This is a genomic window from Sphingomonas sp. SORGH_AS_0789 (genome assembly GCF_031453055.1).
Lineage (GTDB): Bacteria > Pseudomonadota > Alphaproteobacteria > Sphingomonadales > Sphingomonadaceae > Sphingomonas.
In genome coordinates this window covers 860,443-877,926 of sequence record NZ_JAVIYV010000001.1, presented here as the reverse complement: position 1 = coordinate 877,926, position 17,484 = coordinate 860,443, and the positions used below count along the sequence as shown (strand labels likewise).

Here is a 17,484-nt window from a genome sequence, read left to right as displayed (position 1 = left end):
GGGGAACGAGACGCGGTATGGCGTGTAAAACATGTTCAACAAAATGCCGCGTCAGGAGAGTCCCATGAACACTATCGCACAGCCCGCCAGCCATGTACTAGACCGTGTCCTCGTCCTCGAAATGGTCCGCGTGACCGAGGCGGCGGCGATCGCCGCCTCGACATTGGTCGGGCGCGGTGACGAGAAGGCGGCGGACGCGGCGGCGGTCGAGGCGATGCGCGCCGCGCTCAACGAGCTGGAGATGGACGGTACCGTCGTCATCGGCGAGGGCGAGCGCGACGAAGCCCCGATGCTGTTCATCGGCGAGAAGGTTGGCACCGGCCATGGTCCGGAGATCGACATCGCGCTCGACCCGCTGGAGGGCACGACCATCTGCGCCAAGGCGGGGCCCAACAGCCTGGCGGTGCTGGCGATCGCCGAGAAGGGCCATCTGCTCAACGCGCCCGACGTCTATATGGACAAGATCGCGGTCGGCCCCGGCTATCCGGCGGGCATCATCGATCTGGACCGCAGCCCCAGCGAGAATATCCGCGCCATCGCCGAGGCCAAGGGGGTGAAGCCCGGCGACATCGTGGTCTGCGTGCTCGACCGGCCGCGCCACGAGACGTTGATCGCCGAACTGCGGTCGCTGGGCTGCGGGGTGGTGCTGATCGGCGATGGCGACGTGGCGGGGGTGATCGCGACGACCGATCCGGACACGACGATCGACGTCTATATGGGCTCTGGCGGCGCGCCGGAGGGGGTGCTGGCCTGCGCGGCGTTGCGGTGCGTCGGGGGGCAGTTCAAGGGGCGGCTGCTGTTCCGGAATGATGCCGAGCGGGCGCGGGCGTATAAATGGGGCGTGACCGATCTCGACAAGCAATATGACCTGACCGAGCTGGCGCAGGGCGACTGCATCTTCGCGGCGACCGGCGTGACCGACGGCTCGCTGCTGGCGGGGGTCAAGCGGCGGCCCAAGGTGATGACGACCGAAAGCGTGGTCATGCGCGCCTCGTCGGGCACGGTGCGCTGGGTCAAGGGGCAGCACCGGCTGTGATTTGCCAGGTTGATCGTCTTTCCGACGACGTAGCGCCGTGACCTTCACACCCGCGCCGTTCAGCCTGAGCGAAGTCGAAGGCCATGGGATAAGCGTCGCCAAGCCGCGAACGCGGGGCGTGCGCTTCGACTTCGCTCAGCGCGAACGGAGGGGTGAAGTGCGATCGGATGTGGAAGGGCAATGGTCATGATGTCGCCCATTCTAGCCGCCCTTCTGCTGCTCGCCGCGCTGGGTGGCGTCTGGTGGTTCCAGAAGGGCGATCTGGGCGAGTATCGGCGGTTCAAGGCGCTGAACGACGGTCATTCGCGGCGGATGCGCTTCCGGCTGTGGCTGGTGCGCGCGGCGCTGGTCTTCGTCGTGCCGGTGGGGATCGGGCTGGCGCTGCTCGGGCGGCTGGTGGCGCTGGTCACCATGCCGGGCGAGTTCGCACCCCTATCCGCGCTGCTGCCGTCGGTCCTTGCCAGTGACGACGGGGCGCTGGGGCTGTTGCTGGGTGGCGCGGTGGGTGGGCTCGTCGTCGGCGCGGTGCTGGCGCGCGTGTTGAAGCGCAGGCCGCTGGGCGATGTCTCCGCGCTGTTGCCGCGTGACCGGCGCGAATTGAAATATGCCGCCGCGCTCAGTGTCATGGCCGGGGTGAGCGAGGAGGCGTTCTTCCGCCTCTATCTGCCGTTGCTGGTTGCGCTGGTGACGGGACAGGCCTGGATCGGCTTCGTCGCCTCGCTGGTGCTGTTCGGGGCGATGCACCGCTATCAGGGTTGGGCGGGGATTCTCGCCACCACCGCGCTGGGGGCGGTGATGACGGGGCTGTACCTGATGACCGGCAGCCTGTGGGTCGTGATGCTGGTCCACGCGCTGGTCGACCTGAACGGCCTGGTGGTGACGCCGCTGCTGGGCGGAGCACTCAAAAGATAACCTGCTCCCCGGCGAAGGCCGGGGCTGACGCAATGTTTATGGTGCGTCGAAACGGCGAGGGGGAGGCCCATGTCCCGCATCCTCGACAACCCACCGCAACTGGCCCCGGCCTTCGCCGGGGAACAGATAGGTTTCAGGCCGCGCTCAATTCTTCAGCCGCCAGCCGGTGCGGAAGATCCAGCCGATCCACGCCAGGCACGCCAGCAGGAACAGCCCCGTCACCCCCAGGCTGACCGTCGGGGCCACGTCCGACGTGCCGAAAAAGGTCCAGCGGAAGCCGTTGATCAGATACACGACCGGATTGAACAGCGTCACGGTCCGCCACGGCTCGGGCAGGATCGTCACCGAGTAGAAGGCGCCGCCCAGAAAGGTCAGCGGCGTGACGATCAGCAGCGGGATGACCTGCAACTGCTCGAACCCGCGCGCCCAGATGCCGATCGCGAAGCCGAACAGCGAGAAGGTCGTCGCGACCAGCAACAGGTAAAAGATCATCGCCACCGGATGCAGGATCGACAGATCGACGAACAGATAGGCGGTCGCCAGGATCACCAGCCCGATCACCATCGACTTGCTCGCCGCCGCGCCGACATAGCCCAGCACCGTCTCGATCGGCGACAAGGGCGCGGACAGGATCTCGTACATCGTCCCGGTGAATTTGGGCATGTAGATGCCCAGGCTGGCGTTCAGGATGCTTTCCGAAAAGATCGACAGCAGCATCAGCCCCGGCACGATGAATGCGCCGTACGGCACGCCCGAAACCTGATTCATCGCAGAGCCGATCGCGGTACCGAACACCACGAAGTACAGCGTCGTGGTGATGACCGGCACCATCAGGCTGGTCCACACGGTCCGCCGGAACCGCGCCATTTCGAAGCGATAGATCGCCCATATGCCATGCAGGTTCATGCGCGCGTCCCCTCGACCAGATCGACGAAAATATCCTCCAGTGAGGATTTGTAGGTTTCCAGATCGACGAACCCGATCCCCATCTCGCCCAGCATTCGCAGGAGCGAGGGGATGCCGGTATGCTCGGCCCGCGCGTCGAAGATGTAGCGCAGGCGGCGCCCTTCATCCTCCAGCGTCAATTCCCATTCCGCCAGCGCGGCGGGGATCGCCGCCATCGGCTCGGCCAGCGTCAGCACCATTTCGCGCTTGCCGAGCTTCTTCATCATCTCGGCCTTTTCCTCGACCAGAAGAAGCTGGCCCTTGGCGATCACGCCCACCCGGTCGGCCATCTCCTCGGCCTCCTCGATATAATGGGTGGTCAGGATGATGGTGACGCCACGTTCCCGCAGACGGTGGACCAGCTTCCACATATCGCGGCGCAGTTCGACATCGACGCCTGCGGTGGGTTCGTCGAGGAACAGCAGGTCGGGTTCGTGGGCGAGCGCCTTTGCGATCAGCACCCGGCGCTTCATGCCGCCCGACAATTCCATCAGCTTGGCATGGCGCTTGTCCCAGAGCGACAGGTCGCGGAGCACCTGCTCGACATAAGCAGGGTTGGGCGCGCGGCCGAACAGGCCCCGGCTGAAATTCACCGTGTCGATGACCCGCTCGAACATGTCGACCGACAATTCCTGCGGCACCAACCCGACTTTCCGCCGCGCGCCCTTGTAATCGCGCAGCGCGTCATGCCCGTCGACCCGGATCGTACCCGCAGATGGCGTGACGATGCCGCAGACGATCGAGATCAGCGTGGTCTTGCCCGCGCCATTGGGGCCGAGCAGCGCGAAGATCTCGCCGCGCCGGATGGCCAGGTCGACCGGATGCAGCGCGGTGACGCCGCTCTTATAGGTCTTCGTCACCCCCTGGATGGACAGGATCGGGTCGGTCATGCGGCAGTCCCCCGTATTTGGCCCCCGTTGGAAGACTGCCGCTTTATCAACCGTTTCGCGCGTCGGCGATGGCCTTTTGCAATTGTTCGATCGGCAGCGCGCCCGACAGGACGCGGTTGCCGACGATCCAGCTGGGTGTGCCGTTCAGGCCCAGGCGACTCGCCGCCTCCATGTTGCGCGCGATCTCGGCATCGGCCTGGGGCTGGAAGGCGGCGAGCTTGGTCGTGTCGACCCCGGCCACCCTGGCCGCCGCCGCGATCGTCGCGTCGCTGACCGGCCCTCCGGCATAGAGCGCGTCGTGGAACGCCTGGAACTTGCCCTGCGACGCGGCGAGCAGGCTCATCCGCGCCGCCGCCCGGCTGGACGGCGCCAGGATCGGCAGCTCGCGATAGACGATGCGCAGTTTCGGATCGGCCTCGGCCAACTGCTTGAGCAGCGGCAGGCTGGCCCGGCAATAGCCGCAATTATAGTCGTAGAATTCGACCAGCGTGACATCGCCCTTGGGGTTGCCCGAATAGGCGTTGCCGAACGGCTTGGTCAGGTCGCCGCCGATCGCCGCCACCGCCTTGCCCTGTTCGCGGTCCTGAAGCCGCTGCATCGCCTCCGGGATCACCTCGGGATGGTCGAGCAGATAGGCGCGCATCGCCTCGCCCGAGGCGCCGTGCGGCGCGGCCAGTTGCTGGATGCCGATCGCGGCGCCGCCACCGATCAGGCCGCCGATCACCGCGACGGCGGCCAAGGCCTTCATGCTCATTTGCGGCGCTTCTTCTTGGAACTGGCGGCGGCGTCGGCAGAGGTCATCGCAATATCCTGCGCCCGAATCCATTCGGACGTATTGGGGGTGAGATTGGCCATCGCATAGCGGGCGCTCTGGATGGCGGTGCGGGTGTCGCCCATCATGCTGGCCCGCTCGGCGGTGGCGAGCGCGGCGCGCGGCTCGTCGCCCAGCTGTTCATAGGCGGTGCCGAGCTGGATCCAGGCAAAGGGATTGTCGTCGTCGCGCTGCACCGCGACCTTCAGCACCTTCACCGCCTCGGCCAGATGGCGCTTGTCCTCGGTCGCGATCAGCGCATGGCCGAAGGTCGTGGCGATCAGCGCATTCTGGCCCGACCCCATGGTCGCGGCGCGAAGCGGGGCCAGGGCCTCTTCGGGCTTGCCCGATTCGAGCAGGATCTGGCCCTGGATTTCCTCGAAATAGGGATCGTGCGGGTCGCGCGCGATCAGCGCGGCGGCCTCCGCCTCGGCTTTGTCGGGGTATCCCGCCTTGTGATAGGCATAGGCGCGCGCATAATGCGCATAGACCGACTGGTCGCTGACCGGATATTTGATCAGCGTCGCCTCGGGCGTGGCGACATAGCCCAGCAGCTTGGCCTTCACCCGCAGGAAGCGTTCCTGCAATTTCGCGTCGACCGGCTTGTTCCAGGCGGGCGCGGCCTGGAGATCGGCGGTGAGCGCCTGGATGCGGTCGGCCGATAGCGGGTGGGTCTGCGCGAAGGGGTCGATATTGGTGTAGCCGTAGCGATATTGCTGGTTCTGCAACTTCTTGAAGAAGCTCAGCATCCCCTTGCCGGTGATCCCCGCGGTGGTCAGGTAGCGCGCGCCCGCCGCGTCGGCGCTGGATTCCTGCGTACGGCTGAACGCCAGCACCTTGCCCATCGCGGCCTGCTGTCCCGCCGCCATGATCCCCGCGCCCGCCTCGCCGCCGCCCGCCGCCATCGCGGCCAGCCCCAGCACCATCGAGAGCAGGTACATGCCCATGGCGGGCTTCATCGCGGCATCGCCCAGCACGACATGGCCGTCGGCGATATGGCCCAGTTCGTGCGCGACGACGCCCTGCACCTCGTTCACATTGTCCGCCGCCTGGATCAGCCCCGAATGGACATAGACGATCTGGCCGCCCGCCACGAAGGCGTTGATCGAATCGTCGTTGATCAGGACGATCTTCACATCGCGCGGCGACAGCCCCGCCGCCTTGATCAGCGGCGCGGACATGTCGGCGAACAGCGTCTCGGTTTCCGCATCGCGCAGGATCGACTGCGCGGCGGCCGGCTGGGCCCAGAGCAGGGCGGTGGCGGCGAAGGCGGCGATCAGGCGCTTCATGATATCCTCTATCGTCGGGTCGGGCCCCGCGCACAACCGGCTTTGCAGGCGCGGGTGCGATGGATAGCCTCTGGCAGCGCATGGCTGAACGCCGGGCGAACGAAAGGGGAGACGGGGATGGTGGCGATAACGATCGACGAACGACCCGCGCCAGTGACGGTGCGACAGGGCCTGCCACCCTGCCGGATTCGGGCCAGTGGTGCGGAGATCCGGCGGATCGCCGACCTGCCCGCCTCCGTCGCCGCTGCGATGGACGCGGCGGCCGGGGGTGTCGTGGCCGAGGCGGGCCAGCCCTTCCATGCCACCGACGTCGCGCACCGCGATGCGCCGCCGGGGGTCCGCTTCCTGCGCGCCTATCGGGTGCGCGACCTGTGGCTGGTCTGGGTGGAGCGCGGCGGGATCGCGCATCGTTACGATGTGTTGGGGTTCCGGGACGCGCCGCATGGCATGGTGGCGACGGTTCCGACGAATCCGGGCCGGATGGGGCTATGCGCCGCGTCGCGCAAGTTGGCGGCGGCGCAGCGGGGATAGGGCGGGGCGGCATGGCTTCCGGTGGTCGTCGCGCTACCCTCACCCTTCCCACCCGCTGACGCGGGCGGGCCCCTTCCCTCTCCCGGTGGGAGAGGGAGGGAGGCGCGGAGCGCCGGAAGGGTGAGGGTGGCGCCCGAACCGTAGCGTCCACCCCCCAACAAAAACGCCCTCCTTCCGCCGGGGAAGGAGGGCGTCTTCGCGTTCAGGGTTCGGCGATCAGGCGCCGAAGGTCCGCTGCCACCAGCCGCGACGCGGGGTTTCGCCCGTGGCGGCGTCCGGCTCGGCGGTCGGGGCCGGTTCCTCGGCGGTCACGGCTTCGGCCTCGACGGGGGCTTCCTCGGCGACCGGTTCGGCGGCTGCCTTGGGGGCGGCCTTCTTGCGGGTGCGCTTGGGCTTGGCGGGGGCTTCCGCCTCGGCGGCGGGGGCCTCCTCGGCGACCGGCTCGGCGGCTGCCTTGGGGGCAGCCTTCTTGCGGGTGCGCTTGGGCTTGGCGGGGGCTTCCGCCTCGACCTCGGCGACCGGGGCGTCCGCCGCCGGAGCCTCTTCGGCCACCGGCGCCTCGACCGTTTCGCTCACCACCGGCGCGGCCTTGCGGGCGCGCGGGCGACGACGGGTCTTGGGCGCGGTTTCCGCCTCGGCCTCGGCCACCGCCAGCGGGGTGGTCACGGGGGCGGCATCGCCCGCCTCGATCGGCTCCTCGATGGTCAGCGGCGTTTCGGCCGCGTCGTCATCGCCCTCGGCGACCGTTTCGGCACCGGCGTCGGCCGCAACCTCGGTCGCGCCGCCGTCCTGGCGACGGCCACCGCGACGGCCGCGACGGCCACGACGGCGGCGACCGCCTTCGCGCGGCTCACCGGACTCGGCCTCGGCCTCGGTCGCCTCGACGGCTTCGGCGGCGTTCTCCTCGCCTTCCTCGGCCTCATCGGATTCGACTTCCTCGGTCGCCTCGGCACCTTCGCCCTGCTCGCCTTCGCCACGGTTGCGGCGACCACGACGGCGGCGGCGACGCTTGCGGCCGCCTTCGCCTTCCTCGCGGGGCTCGCGCGGCGCGGCGGCTTCGGTGGCCTCCTCCTCGACCTCGTCCTCTTCTTCCTCCTCGATCTCGTCGATCAGATCGTCCTCATCCTCCTCGACGGGCAGGAGCGTGTCGATCTTGGGGGCATAGGCGGGCGGCGGGCCGGAGGCCTCGACCGTCATGCGCGCACCCTCTTCCTCGCGGTCCGGGATGATCTCGACGGTGACGCCGTAGCGATCCTCGATCTCGGCGATGTCCGCGCGCTTGCGGTTCAGCACATAGATGGCGGCTTCCTGGCTGGCGCGCAGCGTCAGGATCGAGCCGCGACCGCGCGCGGCCTCGTCCTCGATCAGCCGCAGCGCCGACAGGCCCGAGGACGAGGCGGTGCGGACCAGGCCGGTGCCCTCGCAATGCGGGCAGGGGCGGGTCGAGGCCTCGAGCACGCCGGTGCGCAGCCGCTGGCGGCTCATTTCCATCAGCCCGAAGGACGAGATGCGGCCGACCTGGATACGGGCGCGATCGTTCTTCAGCGCCTCCTTCATCGCCTTCTCGACCTTCCGGACATTGGAGTTGTTGTCCATGTCGATGAAGTCGATGACGACCAGGCCCGCCATGTCGCGCAGACGCAGCTGGCGCGCGATTTCCTGTGCGGCTTCCAGGTTGGTCGCGGTCGCGGTCTGTTCGATATTATGTTCGCGGGTCGAACGCCCCGAGTTGATGTCGATCGACACCAGCGCCTCGGTCGGATTGATGACCAGATAGCCGCCCGACTTCAGCTGCACGACCGGATTGTACATCGCGGCCAGCTGGTCCTCGACATGCGCGCGCTGGAACAGCGGCACGGCGTCGGCATATTGCTTCACCCGGCGGGCATGGGCGGGCATGAGCAGGCGCATGAAGTCCTTCGCCTGGCGATAGCCTTCCTCGCCCTCGACGATCACTTCCTCGATCTCGCGGTTGTAGATGTCGCGGATCGCGCGCTTGATCAGGTCGCTGTCGCCATAGATCAGCGCGGGCGCCGACGAATGCAGCGTCTTTTCGCGGATGCCGTCCCACAGGCGCGCCAGATAGTCGAAGTCGCGCTTGATTTCGGTCTTGGTCCGCTGGAGCCCGGCGGTGCGGACGATGCAGCCCATGGTCGAGGGCAGCGCCATGTCGGCCATGATGGTCTTCAGGCGCTTGCGGTCGGCCGCGTTCGAGATCTTCCGGCTGATGCCGCCGCCGTGGCTCGTGTTGGGCATCAGCACGCAGTAACGACCCGCCAGCGACAGATAGGTGGTCAGCGCCGCGCCCTTGTTGCCGCGCTCTTCCTTGACGATCTGGACCAGCAGCACCTGTCGGCGATGGATGACGTCCTGGATCTTGTAGCGGCGGCGCAGATTCTGGCGACGCTGGCGCAGCGCCTCGACCTGGTCGTCATTGACGGTCGACTTGCGGGCGCGCGGGGCGGCGCCATTCTCTTCACCGTCCTCGTCGTCGTGATGGTCGTCGGCGTGATCGTCATGATCGTCGCCGTCGTGATCCTCATCATCCTCGGCATCGAGCTCGGCGCGCAGCGCGGCCTCTTCGGCGGCATGCTCGGCCTCTTCGCGCAGCAGGGCTTCGCGGTCTTCCTTGGGGATCTGGTAATAGTCGGGGTGGATTTCCGAAAAGGCCAGGAAGCCGTGACGGTTGCCGCCGTAATCGACGAAGGCCGCCTGCAGCGACGGTTCGACGCGGGTCACCTTGGCGAGGTAGATATTGCCCTTGAGCTGCTTGCGCTCGGCCGACTCGAAGTCGAATTCCTCGATCCGGTTACCCTTGACGACCGCCACGCGGGTTTCTTCCCGGTGGCGTGCGTCGATCAGCATACGCGTGGTCATTATGAAGTCTCCACGCGCGCGTCGGGCCCGGTGGCAGCCGTCGCGCGCGGTAAATAAGGTGGGCGGCGGCGCGGGGCGCCGGTCCGCTGGAAAAAACGGAATGCGTGTCGGCCGCAGCCGCAGCGCCGGCAACGGGGCCGGTGCGGATCCACGACACCGCGTTCCCGCCGGCATAGGCCGGTCGGACTGCGGGGTGGATCATATGCGTCATGCGAGCGTCAACCTGGTTGGCCCTGGCGCGAAAGCCTTCGCGTTCCCGGCCCTTGATGGATGGCCCCGCCCCGATCGTGGGAGAGGTGATCGGGGTCGGGGTCCACCGGATTGCTAGCATCATCGGAACGTTTGCGCAACAGGCGGAAAACTGCCGATTCTCCCGGCCAGAAAATGCCGAATTGCCGGTTAACCATGGGTGGAAAGGCTGGATACAGCTGCGCGGCGTTACCCCCGAATGTCGATCGACCGATCGCCGAAAAGGGTTTTGGGGTGATGGCTTTTCGCTGGACCAGCGGCCGGCGGGCGCGGCATGTACGCCGCGTCGTGTTGATGCTGATCGCTTTTCTGATGGGGGTGTTCGCGCCGGCGGGTGCGTGGGCTGCCACGATTCGCAAGGTCGTGGTGCGCGGCGCGCAGGTGATCATCCGGTTCGATACACCCGTCAAACGCGCGCGCAGCGTCATGCTGGACGAGCCGCGCCGCGTGTCGATCGACGTGACCGGCGCCTCGCCCAACGCGCTGGCGGTGCGCGAAGGGGTGGTGCGCGGCCTGACCCAGCGGCGAATCAAGCCCGACGTCACCCGCCTGGATTTCGACCTGGCGGAGAATGCGACGATCTTCGACGGCGGCTTCGACGATGACGGGCGGCAATTGTCGCTGACCCTGAAGCCGGTGCGCCAGGGCTATACCCAGGCGAGCTTCGCCGGCGCGCTCGACTTCTTTCCCTTTCATTTCCAGCGCAAGCCCACCTATGCGCTGTCGGTGCCGGTCCCGGCGGCGACGCGCACTTTGCCGCTGCCACGGGTCAAGGGCGCCGACGACCGCCCGCTGGTGGTGATCGATGCGGGCCATGGCGGGGTCGATCCCGGCGCGATCAATCCGCAGACGGGATTGCGCGAAAAGGATGTGACGCTCGCCATCGCCAAGGCGATTCGCGATACGCTGGTGGCATCGGGCCGGGTCCGCGCGGCGCTGACCCGCGAGGACGACCGCTATATCCTGCACCGCGAACGCTATAATATCGCGCGGCGGCTGCATGCCGACCTGTTCATCTCGATCCATTGCGACAGCGCGGGCGCGGGCGAGGCGCGCGGGGCCACCGCCTATACCCTGTCCGACGTCGCCTCCGACAAGGAAGCCGCGCGGCTGGCGGCGCGCGAGAACAAGGCGGACGTGATCGCGGGCGTCGATCTGGGCGGGAACAGCGACGTATCCTCGATCCTGATCGACCTGACCCAGCGCGAGACGATGAACGCCTCGGCCAGCTTCGCGCGCCTGCTGGGCCGCGAGGCGCAGCCGCTGATCCCGGTCAAGCCGGTCTTCCACCGCATGGCCTCGCTGATGGTGCTCAAGGCGCCCGACATGCCCTCGATCCTGTTCGAGACGGGCTATATCTCGAACATGCAGGACGCCGCGTTCCTGGCCAGCAAGGACGGGCAGAAGCGGATCGCGCAGGCGGTGCTCCAGGCGGTCGAGGTGCATTTCGCGCGGCGGATGGCGTCGCGCTGAGCCCGCCGGAGATCGGGGCGAACCCGTCCGGCAACACTCGTTAAACTTTTGCGGTTAGGGTCATTTTCCAATGACCGAATATGTAGAACAGCTTGAGGGGCAGTATCGGCGCACGACGGAGCAGCTGGCCCTGTATCGCCGTGCCTGCGCGTCGCCGGTGCTGGACCTGGCCGCGCTGTGCGCCGCCCGGCACGGCCTGCTTTCCGCCAGCACCGCGCGCGCCAAATTCCTCCAGACGGAAATCTATCCGCTGATCCTGCGCGGCCAGGGCGATGCCTTCGCGGCCCGCATCGAGGAACTCGACAGGGACCTCGCCGTCAAGCGGCGGCTGTCGAGCGGACATATCGCGCAGTGGTCGACGGCGGCGGTGCAGGCGGATTGGCCGGGCTATAAGGTGGCTTCGGCGCAAATCGTTCGCCTAGTGGAGACGCGCCTGGTGCTCGAGAAAGCGGTCATCCTGCCCGCGCTTCGCACGCTGGCGATGCGGCGCGTGGCGTAACGGGCGCGACCAATGAAGGACTATTACGACATCGCGTTCGACGAGCGCGCCCGGATTCTGCACATCACGACCAACGGCTTCTGGTCGCTCGCGGTGACGACGATGTTCTCGGCCGATCTGCTGGCGCGCGGGACCGCGATCCGGATCCGGCACGGGACGTTCTGCACGCTGGCCGATCTGCGCAAGGCGCCCATCCAGCCGCTGCCGGTGATCGATGCGCTCGCGGCGATGATGCCCAAGGCGCTGAAGCTGACCTCCGCCCCGATCGCGGCGGTCGCGGGGTCCAGCCTCGCCAAGTTGCAGACCGAGCGCTATCTGGTCGGTCCCAATTGCCGGACCTTCCTCCGCCATGACGAGGCCGTGGCGTGGCTGGCGGAGGCGTCGCTGCCCGTGCGGGCGTGATGCCGCGGCGGCGCGGGGCGCCATGTCTGGCCCCCATCGCCGGATCGGCGTAAGGGGCGGGTGATGATCCGCGTCTGTGCCCTTTACCGTTTCGCCCCTTTCCCCGACCCCGCCGCGCTGCGCGAACCGCTGCTCGCCGTTGCCGAGGCGAACGGGATTCGCGGCACGCTGCTGTTGGCGGCCGAGGGGATCAACGGCACCATTGCGGGCAGCCATGACGGGATCGCGGCGGTGCTGGACCATATCCGCACGCTGCCCGGCTGCGCCGACCTGGACTATAAGGACTCGACCGCCGAGACCATGCCGTTCCACCGGATGAAGGTGCGGCTGAAGCGCGAGATCGTGTCGATGGGCGTGGACGGCATCGACCCGACCCGCGAGGTCGGGACCTATGTCGCGGGGGCGGAATGGAACGCGCTGATCGCCGATCCGCAGACCGTGCTGATCGACACGCGCAACGATTACGAGGTCGCGATCGGCAGCTTCGACGGCGCGGTCGACCCGAAGACGAAGAGCTTCCGCGACTTTCCCGCCTGGTTCCGCGATCACCGTGACGAACTGATGGCGGGCAAGAGCCGGGTCGCGATGTTCTGCACCGGTGGGATACGCTGCGAAAAGGCGACCGCCTTCCTCAAGGCCGAGGGGGTGGAGGATGTCTTCCACCTGGACGGCGGCATCCTGAAATATCTGGAGACGATGCCCGAGGAGGAGAGCCGCTGGCAGGGCGAATGCTTCGTCTTCGATGCGCGCGTGGCGGTGGGGCACGGGCTGGCGCAGGGCTCGCATGCGCTATGCCATGGTTGCCGGATGCCGGTCAGCCCCGAGGATCGCGCATCGCCGCTCTATGTCGAGGGGGTCAGCTGCCCCGCCTGTCACGGCACCCGCGACCCCGAGCGGCTGGCCGCCTATGCCGAGCGGCACCGGCAGGAGCGGCTGGCGGCGGCGCGGGGGCAGGCGCATGTCGGCGCGCGCCTTGCTCCCTCGGCCGGTGCCGACCCCGCCCTCGGCCCGGATCGCGACGAGCCGCCCGCCGCCTGACGCGGGCGTGACGGCTGGCAGGTGGCAAGCCGGAGCGAACCTGCTACACGGACCGTCGCAAAATCATGGCCGTCACCTTCTCCCATCCGTCCGAAGCCCCCGAAACGCCGCGTCGCCCGCCATGGCGCCGCTGGTGGGTGAGGCTGTCGGCCGCGCTCGCCCTGCTGGCCGTGATCGGCGCGGGCCTGTTCTGGTTCCTGTTCATGCGCGACCTGCCCTCGGTCGATGCGCTTAAGGCCTATGAGCCGCCGCTGCCCACCCATGTCCGCGGCATCGACGGCACCCCGATCCAGTCCTATGCGCGCGAACGCCGGGTCGAGCTGTCCTATAACGAATATCCGCCGCTGCTCGTGCGCGCGTTCCTGGCGGCGGAGGACAAGACCTTTTTCGAACATGGCGGCGTCGACTATCCGGGTCTGGCGGGCGCGGTGCTCGACTATGCGCAGAAATGGGGCACCGGGCGGCGTGCGCGCGGCGGTTCGACCATCACCCAGCAGGTCGCCAAGAACCTGCTGATCGGCAACGCCTATTCCCCGACGCGCAAGGTGCGCGAGGCGATCCTGGCGTATAAGATCGAGAATGCGCTGACCAAGCCGCAGATCCTGGAACTGTATCTCAATCAGATCGCGCTGGGGCGTAACGCCTTTGGCGTCGAGGCGGCGTCGCATGCCTATTTCGACAAGGAACTGAACGAGCTGACGCTCGGCCAGATGGCCTATCTGGCGGTGCTGCCCAAGGGGCCGTCCAATTACGATCCCATCCGCCATCCCGACCGCGCGCTGGAGCGGCGCGGCTATGTGCTGGGGGAGATGCTGCGCAACAACTTCATCACCCGCGCGCAATATGACGCGGCGATGGCCGAGCCGCTGGGCACCGTGCTGCGCCGCACCCCCAAATATGCGCAGGTCGGCGGCTATTTCGTCGAGGAGGTCCGCCGCCAGCTGATCAAGCAGTTCGGCGAGAACGCCAAGAGCGGGCCGCACAGCGTCTATGACGGCGGGCTGTGGGTGCGCACCTCGCTCGACACGCGGCTCCAGGACCTGGCGACCCAGGCGCTGCGCGACGGGCTGGTCCGGTTCGAGGGCGGGCGCGGCTGGTCCGGGCCGATCCGGCACGAGACGATCGACGACAGCAATTGGCAACAGGTGCTGCTCAACACCAATATCGCGCTGGACTATCGCGACTGGCGCGCCGGGATCGTGACCGGCAAGGGTGGCAGCGAGGCGACGATCGGCTTCGCCAACGGCCGCACCGGCACGCTGCCCCGCAGCCTGGCGCAGATGCCGCGCCGGGGGACGGCGGCGACCGCGTTCAGCGCGCTGAAGGTCGGCGACATCGTCGCGGTCGCGCCGGAGGGCAGCGTGTTCGGCCTGCGCTCGATCCCGCGCATCTCGGGCGGCTTCGTGGTCGAGGAACCCGCCAGCGGCCGCGTGCTGGCGATGCAGGGCGGCTTCGACGCGCGGCTCCAGGCGTTCAACCGCGCCACCCAGGCGCAGCGCCAGCCGGGCTCGACGATCAAGCCGATCGTCTATTCCGCCGCGCTCGACCATGGCATGACGCCCGCCTCGATCATCGTCGACGGGCCGTTCTGCGTCGACCAGGGCGCCAATCTGGGCACGAAATGCTTCCGCAACTTCGGCAATTCGGCGGGCGCCGGGCCGCACACCATGCGCTGGGGCATCGAGCAGTCGCGCAACCTGATGACGGTGCGCACCGCCGCGACCGTGGGCATGAAGAACGTCGTCGCCACCATCAAGCAGATGGGGATCGGCGACTTCCCGCCCTATCTGGCCTATGCGCTGGGCGCGGGCGAGACGACGGTGGGGCAGATGGTCAACGCCTATGCGATCCTGGCCAATAACGGGCGCGGCGGCGATCCCTCGCTGATCGACTTCGTGCAGGACCGGCATGGCAAGGTCATCTGGCCGGAGAATTGGCGCGCCTGCGACCGTTGCAACATGGCCGATTATGACGGCAAGCCGATGCCGCGCCCGGTCACGCACCAGCGGCAGGTGCTGGACGCGATGACCGCCTATCAGATGGTCCATATCACCGAGGGCGTGATCCAGCGCGGCACCGCGACCGGCCTGCGCGACCTCGACCGTCCGATGTTCGGCAAGACCGGCACCAATAACGGCCCGACCGATGTCTGGTTCGTCGGCGGCACCCCGCAATTCGTCGGCGGCCTCTATATCGGCTATGACCATCCGCGTTCGCTGGGCGGCTATGCGCAGGGCGGGACGGTCGCGGTGCCGATCTTCCGCGAATTCGCCGAAAAGGCCTATGAGGGGCTCGACAAGCTGCCCTTCCGTGCGCCGCCGGGCATTCGCATGGTGCGGATCGACCGGGCGAGCGGACGGCCGGTCTATGGCACCTTCCCGACCGGCGACGATCCCAAGCCCGCGGTGATATGGGAAGCGTTCAAGCCCGAGAGCGAGCCGCGCCGCCGCGCCCGCCGCGCAGGGCCCGCGACCGAGGCCCCCGCGACGCCGACCGGCCCCGCCACCCCGGCGGCGCCCCGCGACAGCGATTTCTTGCAAAGAGAAGGCGGAATCTACTAGCCCGCTTCCCATATTCGTTTTGCCGTCCCCGTTCGGACGGCCGCACGACCGATTCGGAGAATTTTCATGCGCGCTGAAGCGCAGGCTCATGTCGACACGATCAAGGATGCCCTGGAGCTGCTGCGCCGCTTCCTCGACTGGGACCGCGCGCTGCGCCGCCTGGACGAGCTGAACGCGCGCGTCGAGGATCAGGCGCTGTGGAACGACCCCAAACAGGCCCAGGCCGTGATGCGCGAGCGTCGTCGTCTGGACGAGGCGATCACCGCCACCCGCGCCATCGAGAACGAGCTGTCGGGCACGGTCGAGCTGATCGAGCTGGCCGAGATGGAGGGCGACGAGGAGCTGGAGAAGGAAGCCGTCACCAGCCTGGGCGAACTCGCCAAGCGGGCCGAGGCCGACAAGGTCAAGGCGCTGCTGGCCGGCGAGGCCGACGCCAACGACACGTACCTGGAAATCAACGCGGGCGCGGGCGGCACCGAGAGCCAGGACTGGGCCGGGATGCTCCAGCGCATGTACACGCGCTGGGCCGAGCGGCACGGCATGAAGGTCGAGCTGATCGACTTCCATGCGGGCGAGCAGGCCGGGATCAAGTCGGCGACGCTGCTGGTCAAGGGCGAGAACGCCTATGGCTATGCCAAGACCGAGTCGGGCGTGCACCGGCTGGTGCGGATCAGCCCGTACGACTCCGCCGCGCGCCGCCACACCAGCTTTTCGAGCGTCTGGGTCTATCCGGTGATCGACGACAATATCGAGGTCGAGATCAACGAGAGCGAGCTGCGCATCGACACGTACCGCGCGTCGGGCGCGGGTGGTCAGCACATCAACACCACCGACTCGGCGGTGCGCATCACCCACTTGCCGACCGGCATCGTCGTGCAGTGTCAGAATCAGCGGTCGCAGCACAAGAACAAGGCCGAGGCCTATAACCAGCTCCGTGCCCGCCTGTACGAACGCGAACTGGCCGAGCGCGAGGCGGCGGCCAATGCGCAGAACGCGACCAAGACCGATATCGGCTGGGGCCACCAGATCCGCTCCTATGTCCTCCAGCCCTATCAGCTGGTGAAGGATCTGCGGACCGGCGTCACCTCGACCGCGCCCGGCGACGTGCTGGACGGCGATCTCGACTCGTTCATGGCGGCGGCGCTGTCGCAGCGCGTGACCGGCGAGGCGGTCGCGGTGGAGGATGTCGACTAAGATGCGTATCCAGGGGGCGGGATCGATCCTGGCGGCGGCACTCGTCATCGCGCTGGGGGGCGCGGTGGCGGCGTGCGACGGCTCCAAGCCGCTGATCCAGCGCGACGAGGACAAGCCCGGACCCTTTCCGGCGGCGGACCGCCCGGTCGCCGACGTGGTGTCGGCGCGCTGGTCGAGCGAGGATGCGCGGGACCGGCTGCGCGAGGCGGACCAGGTGATGGACCGCGCGAAGATCCGCCCCGGCATGACCGTCGCCGATATCGGCGCGGGCGAGGGCTATTACACCGTCCGCCTGGCGCAGCGCGTCGGCAAGCAGGGGCGGGTGCTGGCCGAGGACATCGTCGCGGCCTGGCGCGACCGGCTGGCCGACCGCGTCGCGCGCGAGCGGCTGGACAATGTCAGCGTCCGGCTGGGTGAGCCCGCCGATCCCAAGCTGCCGCCGAACAGCTTCGACCGGGTGCTGATGGTCCATATGTATCACGAGATCGACCAGCCCTATGAGTTCCTCTGGCGGCTGTTCCCCGCGCTGAAGCCCGACGGGCTGGTCGTGGTGGTCGACGCCAATCGCCGCACCCGCGCGCACGGCACCCCGCCCGAACTGTTGAAATGCGAGTTCGAGGCGGTCGGCTTCACTCAGGTCTCGATCGAGAACATGCCCTCGGCGGGCGGTTATCTGGCCACGTTCCGCGCGACCGGGCCGCGCCCCGAACCCGACACGATCCGGCCCTGTCGGATGCCGGGCAACTGAGCCGGGACCCTTACGTCATCATTGCGCCG

General features: G+C 68.0%; 15 protein-coding genes. 10 read left to right on the top strand and 5 right to left on the bottom strand.

Going from position 1 to position 17,484, the window contains the following annotated elements; translation table 11 throughout:
• The first annotated feature begins 64 nt into the window (after positions 1-64).
• A complete protein-coding gene (glpX, locus tag QE360_RS03995; RefSeq protein WP_309699470.1) occupies positions 65-1,036 on the top strand; it encodes a class II fructose-bisphosphatase in 972 nt (323 codons plus the stop codon).
• Positions 1,037-1,222: 186 nt separating this feature from the next.
• Entirely contained in the window at positions 1,223-1,948 is a 726-nt protein-coding gene (locus QE360_RS03990) for a CPBP family intramembrane glutamic endopeptidase (protein WP_309699468.1), read from the top strand.
• Positions 1,949-2,092: 144 nt separating this feature from the next.
• On the opposite strand, the gene QE360_RS03985 is transcribed toward QE360_RS03990, so the two are convergent.
• The 4 genes from QE360_RS03985 to QE360_RS03970 are packed head-to-tail and all read right to left on the bottom strand — an operon-like array spanning position 2,093 to position 5,883.
• Entirely contained in the window at positions 2,093-2,854 is a 762-nt protein-coding gene (locus QE360_RS03985; RefSeq protein WP_307102552.1) for an ABC transporter permease, read from the bottom strand.
• Positions 2,851-3,783: an ABC transporter ATP-binding protein gene (locus QE360_RS03980; RefSeq protein WP_309699466.1), complete on the bottom strand. Its 933-nt coding sequence runs from the start codon at positions 3,781-3,783 to the stop codon at positions 2,851-2,853. Before QE360_RS03980 ends, QE360_RS03985 begins: the two co-directional genes overlap by 4 nt.
• A gap of 46 nt (positions 3,784-3,829) precedes the next feature.
• Positions 3,830-4,537: a DsbA family protein gene (locus QE360_RS03975; protein WP_309699464.1), complete on the bottom strand. Its 708-nt coding sequence runs from the start codon at positions 4,535-4,537 to the stop codon at positions 3,830-3,832.
• Positions 4,534-5,883, bottom strand: coding sequence for a M48 family metalloprotease (locus QE360_RS03970; RefSeq protein WP_309699462.1), 1,350 nt, complete (start codon positions 5,881-5,883; stop codon positions 4,534-4,536). Before QE360_RS03970 ends, QE360_RS03975 begins: the two co-directional genes overlap by 4 nt.
• 117 nt (positions 5,884-6,000) lie before the next feature.
• Here QE360_RS03970 and QE360_RS03965 point away from each other — a divergent pair, with 117 nt between their 5' ends.
• A complete protein-coding gene (locus QE360_RS03965) occupies positions 6,001-6,414 on the top strand; it encodes a hypothetical protein (RefSeq protein WP_309699459.1) in 414 nt (137 codons plus the stop codon).
• A 216-nt stretch (positions 6,415-6,630) separates the two neighbouring features.
• On the opposite strand, the gene QE360_RS03960 is transcribed toward QE360_RS03965, so the two are convergent.
• Entirely contained in the window at positions 6,631-9,291 is a 2,661-nt protein-coding gene (locus QE360_RS03960; RefSeq protein ID WP_309699457.1) for a ribonuclease E/G, read from the bottom strand.
• Between the two features lie 486 nt (positions 9,292-9,777).
• Between QE360_RS03960 and QE360_RS03955 the strand changes: the two genes are divergently transcribed.
• From QE360_RS03955 to QE360_RS03925, 7 genes are all read left to right on the top strand, one after another.
• Positions 9,778-11,013, top strand: coding sequence for an N-acetylmuramoyl-L-alanine amidase (locus tag QE360_RS03955; RefSeq protein WP_309692274.1), 1,236 nt, complete (start codon positions 9,778-9,780; stop codon positions 11,011-11,013).
• A gap of 70 nt (positions 11,014-11,083) precedes the next feature.
• Positions 11,084-11,512 carry a hypothetical protein gene (locus QE360_RS03950; protein ID WP_309699455.1) on the top strand — a complete coding sequence of 143 codons (429 nt, stop codon included), beginning with the start codon at positions 11,084-11,086 and terminating at the stop codon, positions 11,510-11,512.
• A 12-nt stretch (positions 11,513-11,524) separates the two neighbouring features.
• Positions 11,525-11,914, top strand: coding sequence for a hypothetical protein (locus QE360_RS03945; RefSeq protein ID WP_309699453.1), 390 nt, complete (start codon positions 11,525-11,527; stop codon positions 11,912-11,914).
• 63 nt (positions 11,915-11,977) lie between these two features.
• Positions 11,978-12,952, top strand: a complete 975-nt coding sequence (locus tag QE360_RS03940) for a rhodanese-related sulfurtransferase (protein ID WP_309699451.1) — start codon at positions 11,978-11,980, stop codon at positions 12,950-12,952.
• A 65-nt stretch (positions 12,953-13,017) separates the two neighbouring features.
• The gene (locus QE360_RS03935; protein ID WP_309699449.1) at positions 13,018-15,513 is read left to right on the top strand and encodes a transglycosylase domain-containing protein; all 2,496 of its coding nucleotides are present in this window, start codon (positions 13,018-13,020) and stop codon (positions 15,511-15,513) included.
• Positions 15,514-15,579: 66 nt separating this feature from the next.
• Positions 15,580-16,707: a peptide chain release factor 2 gene (prfB, locus tag QE360_RS03930; RefSeq protein WP_307102574.1), complete on the top strand. Its 1,128-nt coding sequence runs from the start codon at positions 15,580-15,582 to the stop codon at positions 16,705-16,707.
• A 1-nt stretch (position 16,708) separates the two neighbouring features.
• Complete coding sequence (locus QE360_RS03925; RefSeq protein WP_307102576.1) at positions 16,709-17,455, top strand: class I SAM-dependent methyltransferase; 747 nt, start codon at positions 16,709-16,711, stop codon at positions 17,453-17,455.
• Positions 17,456-17,484: the final 29 nt, after the last annotated feature.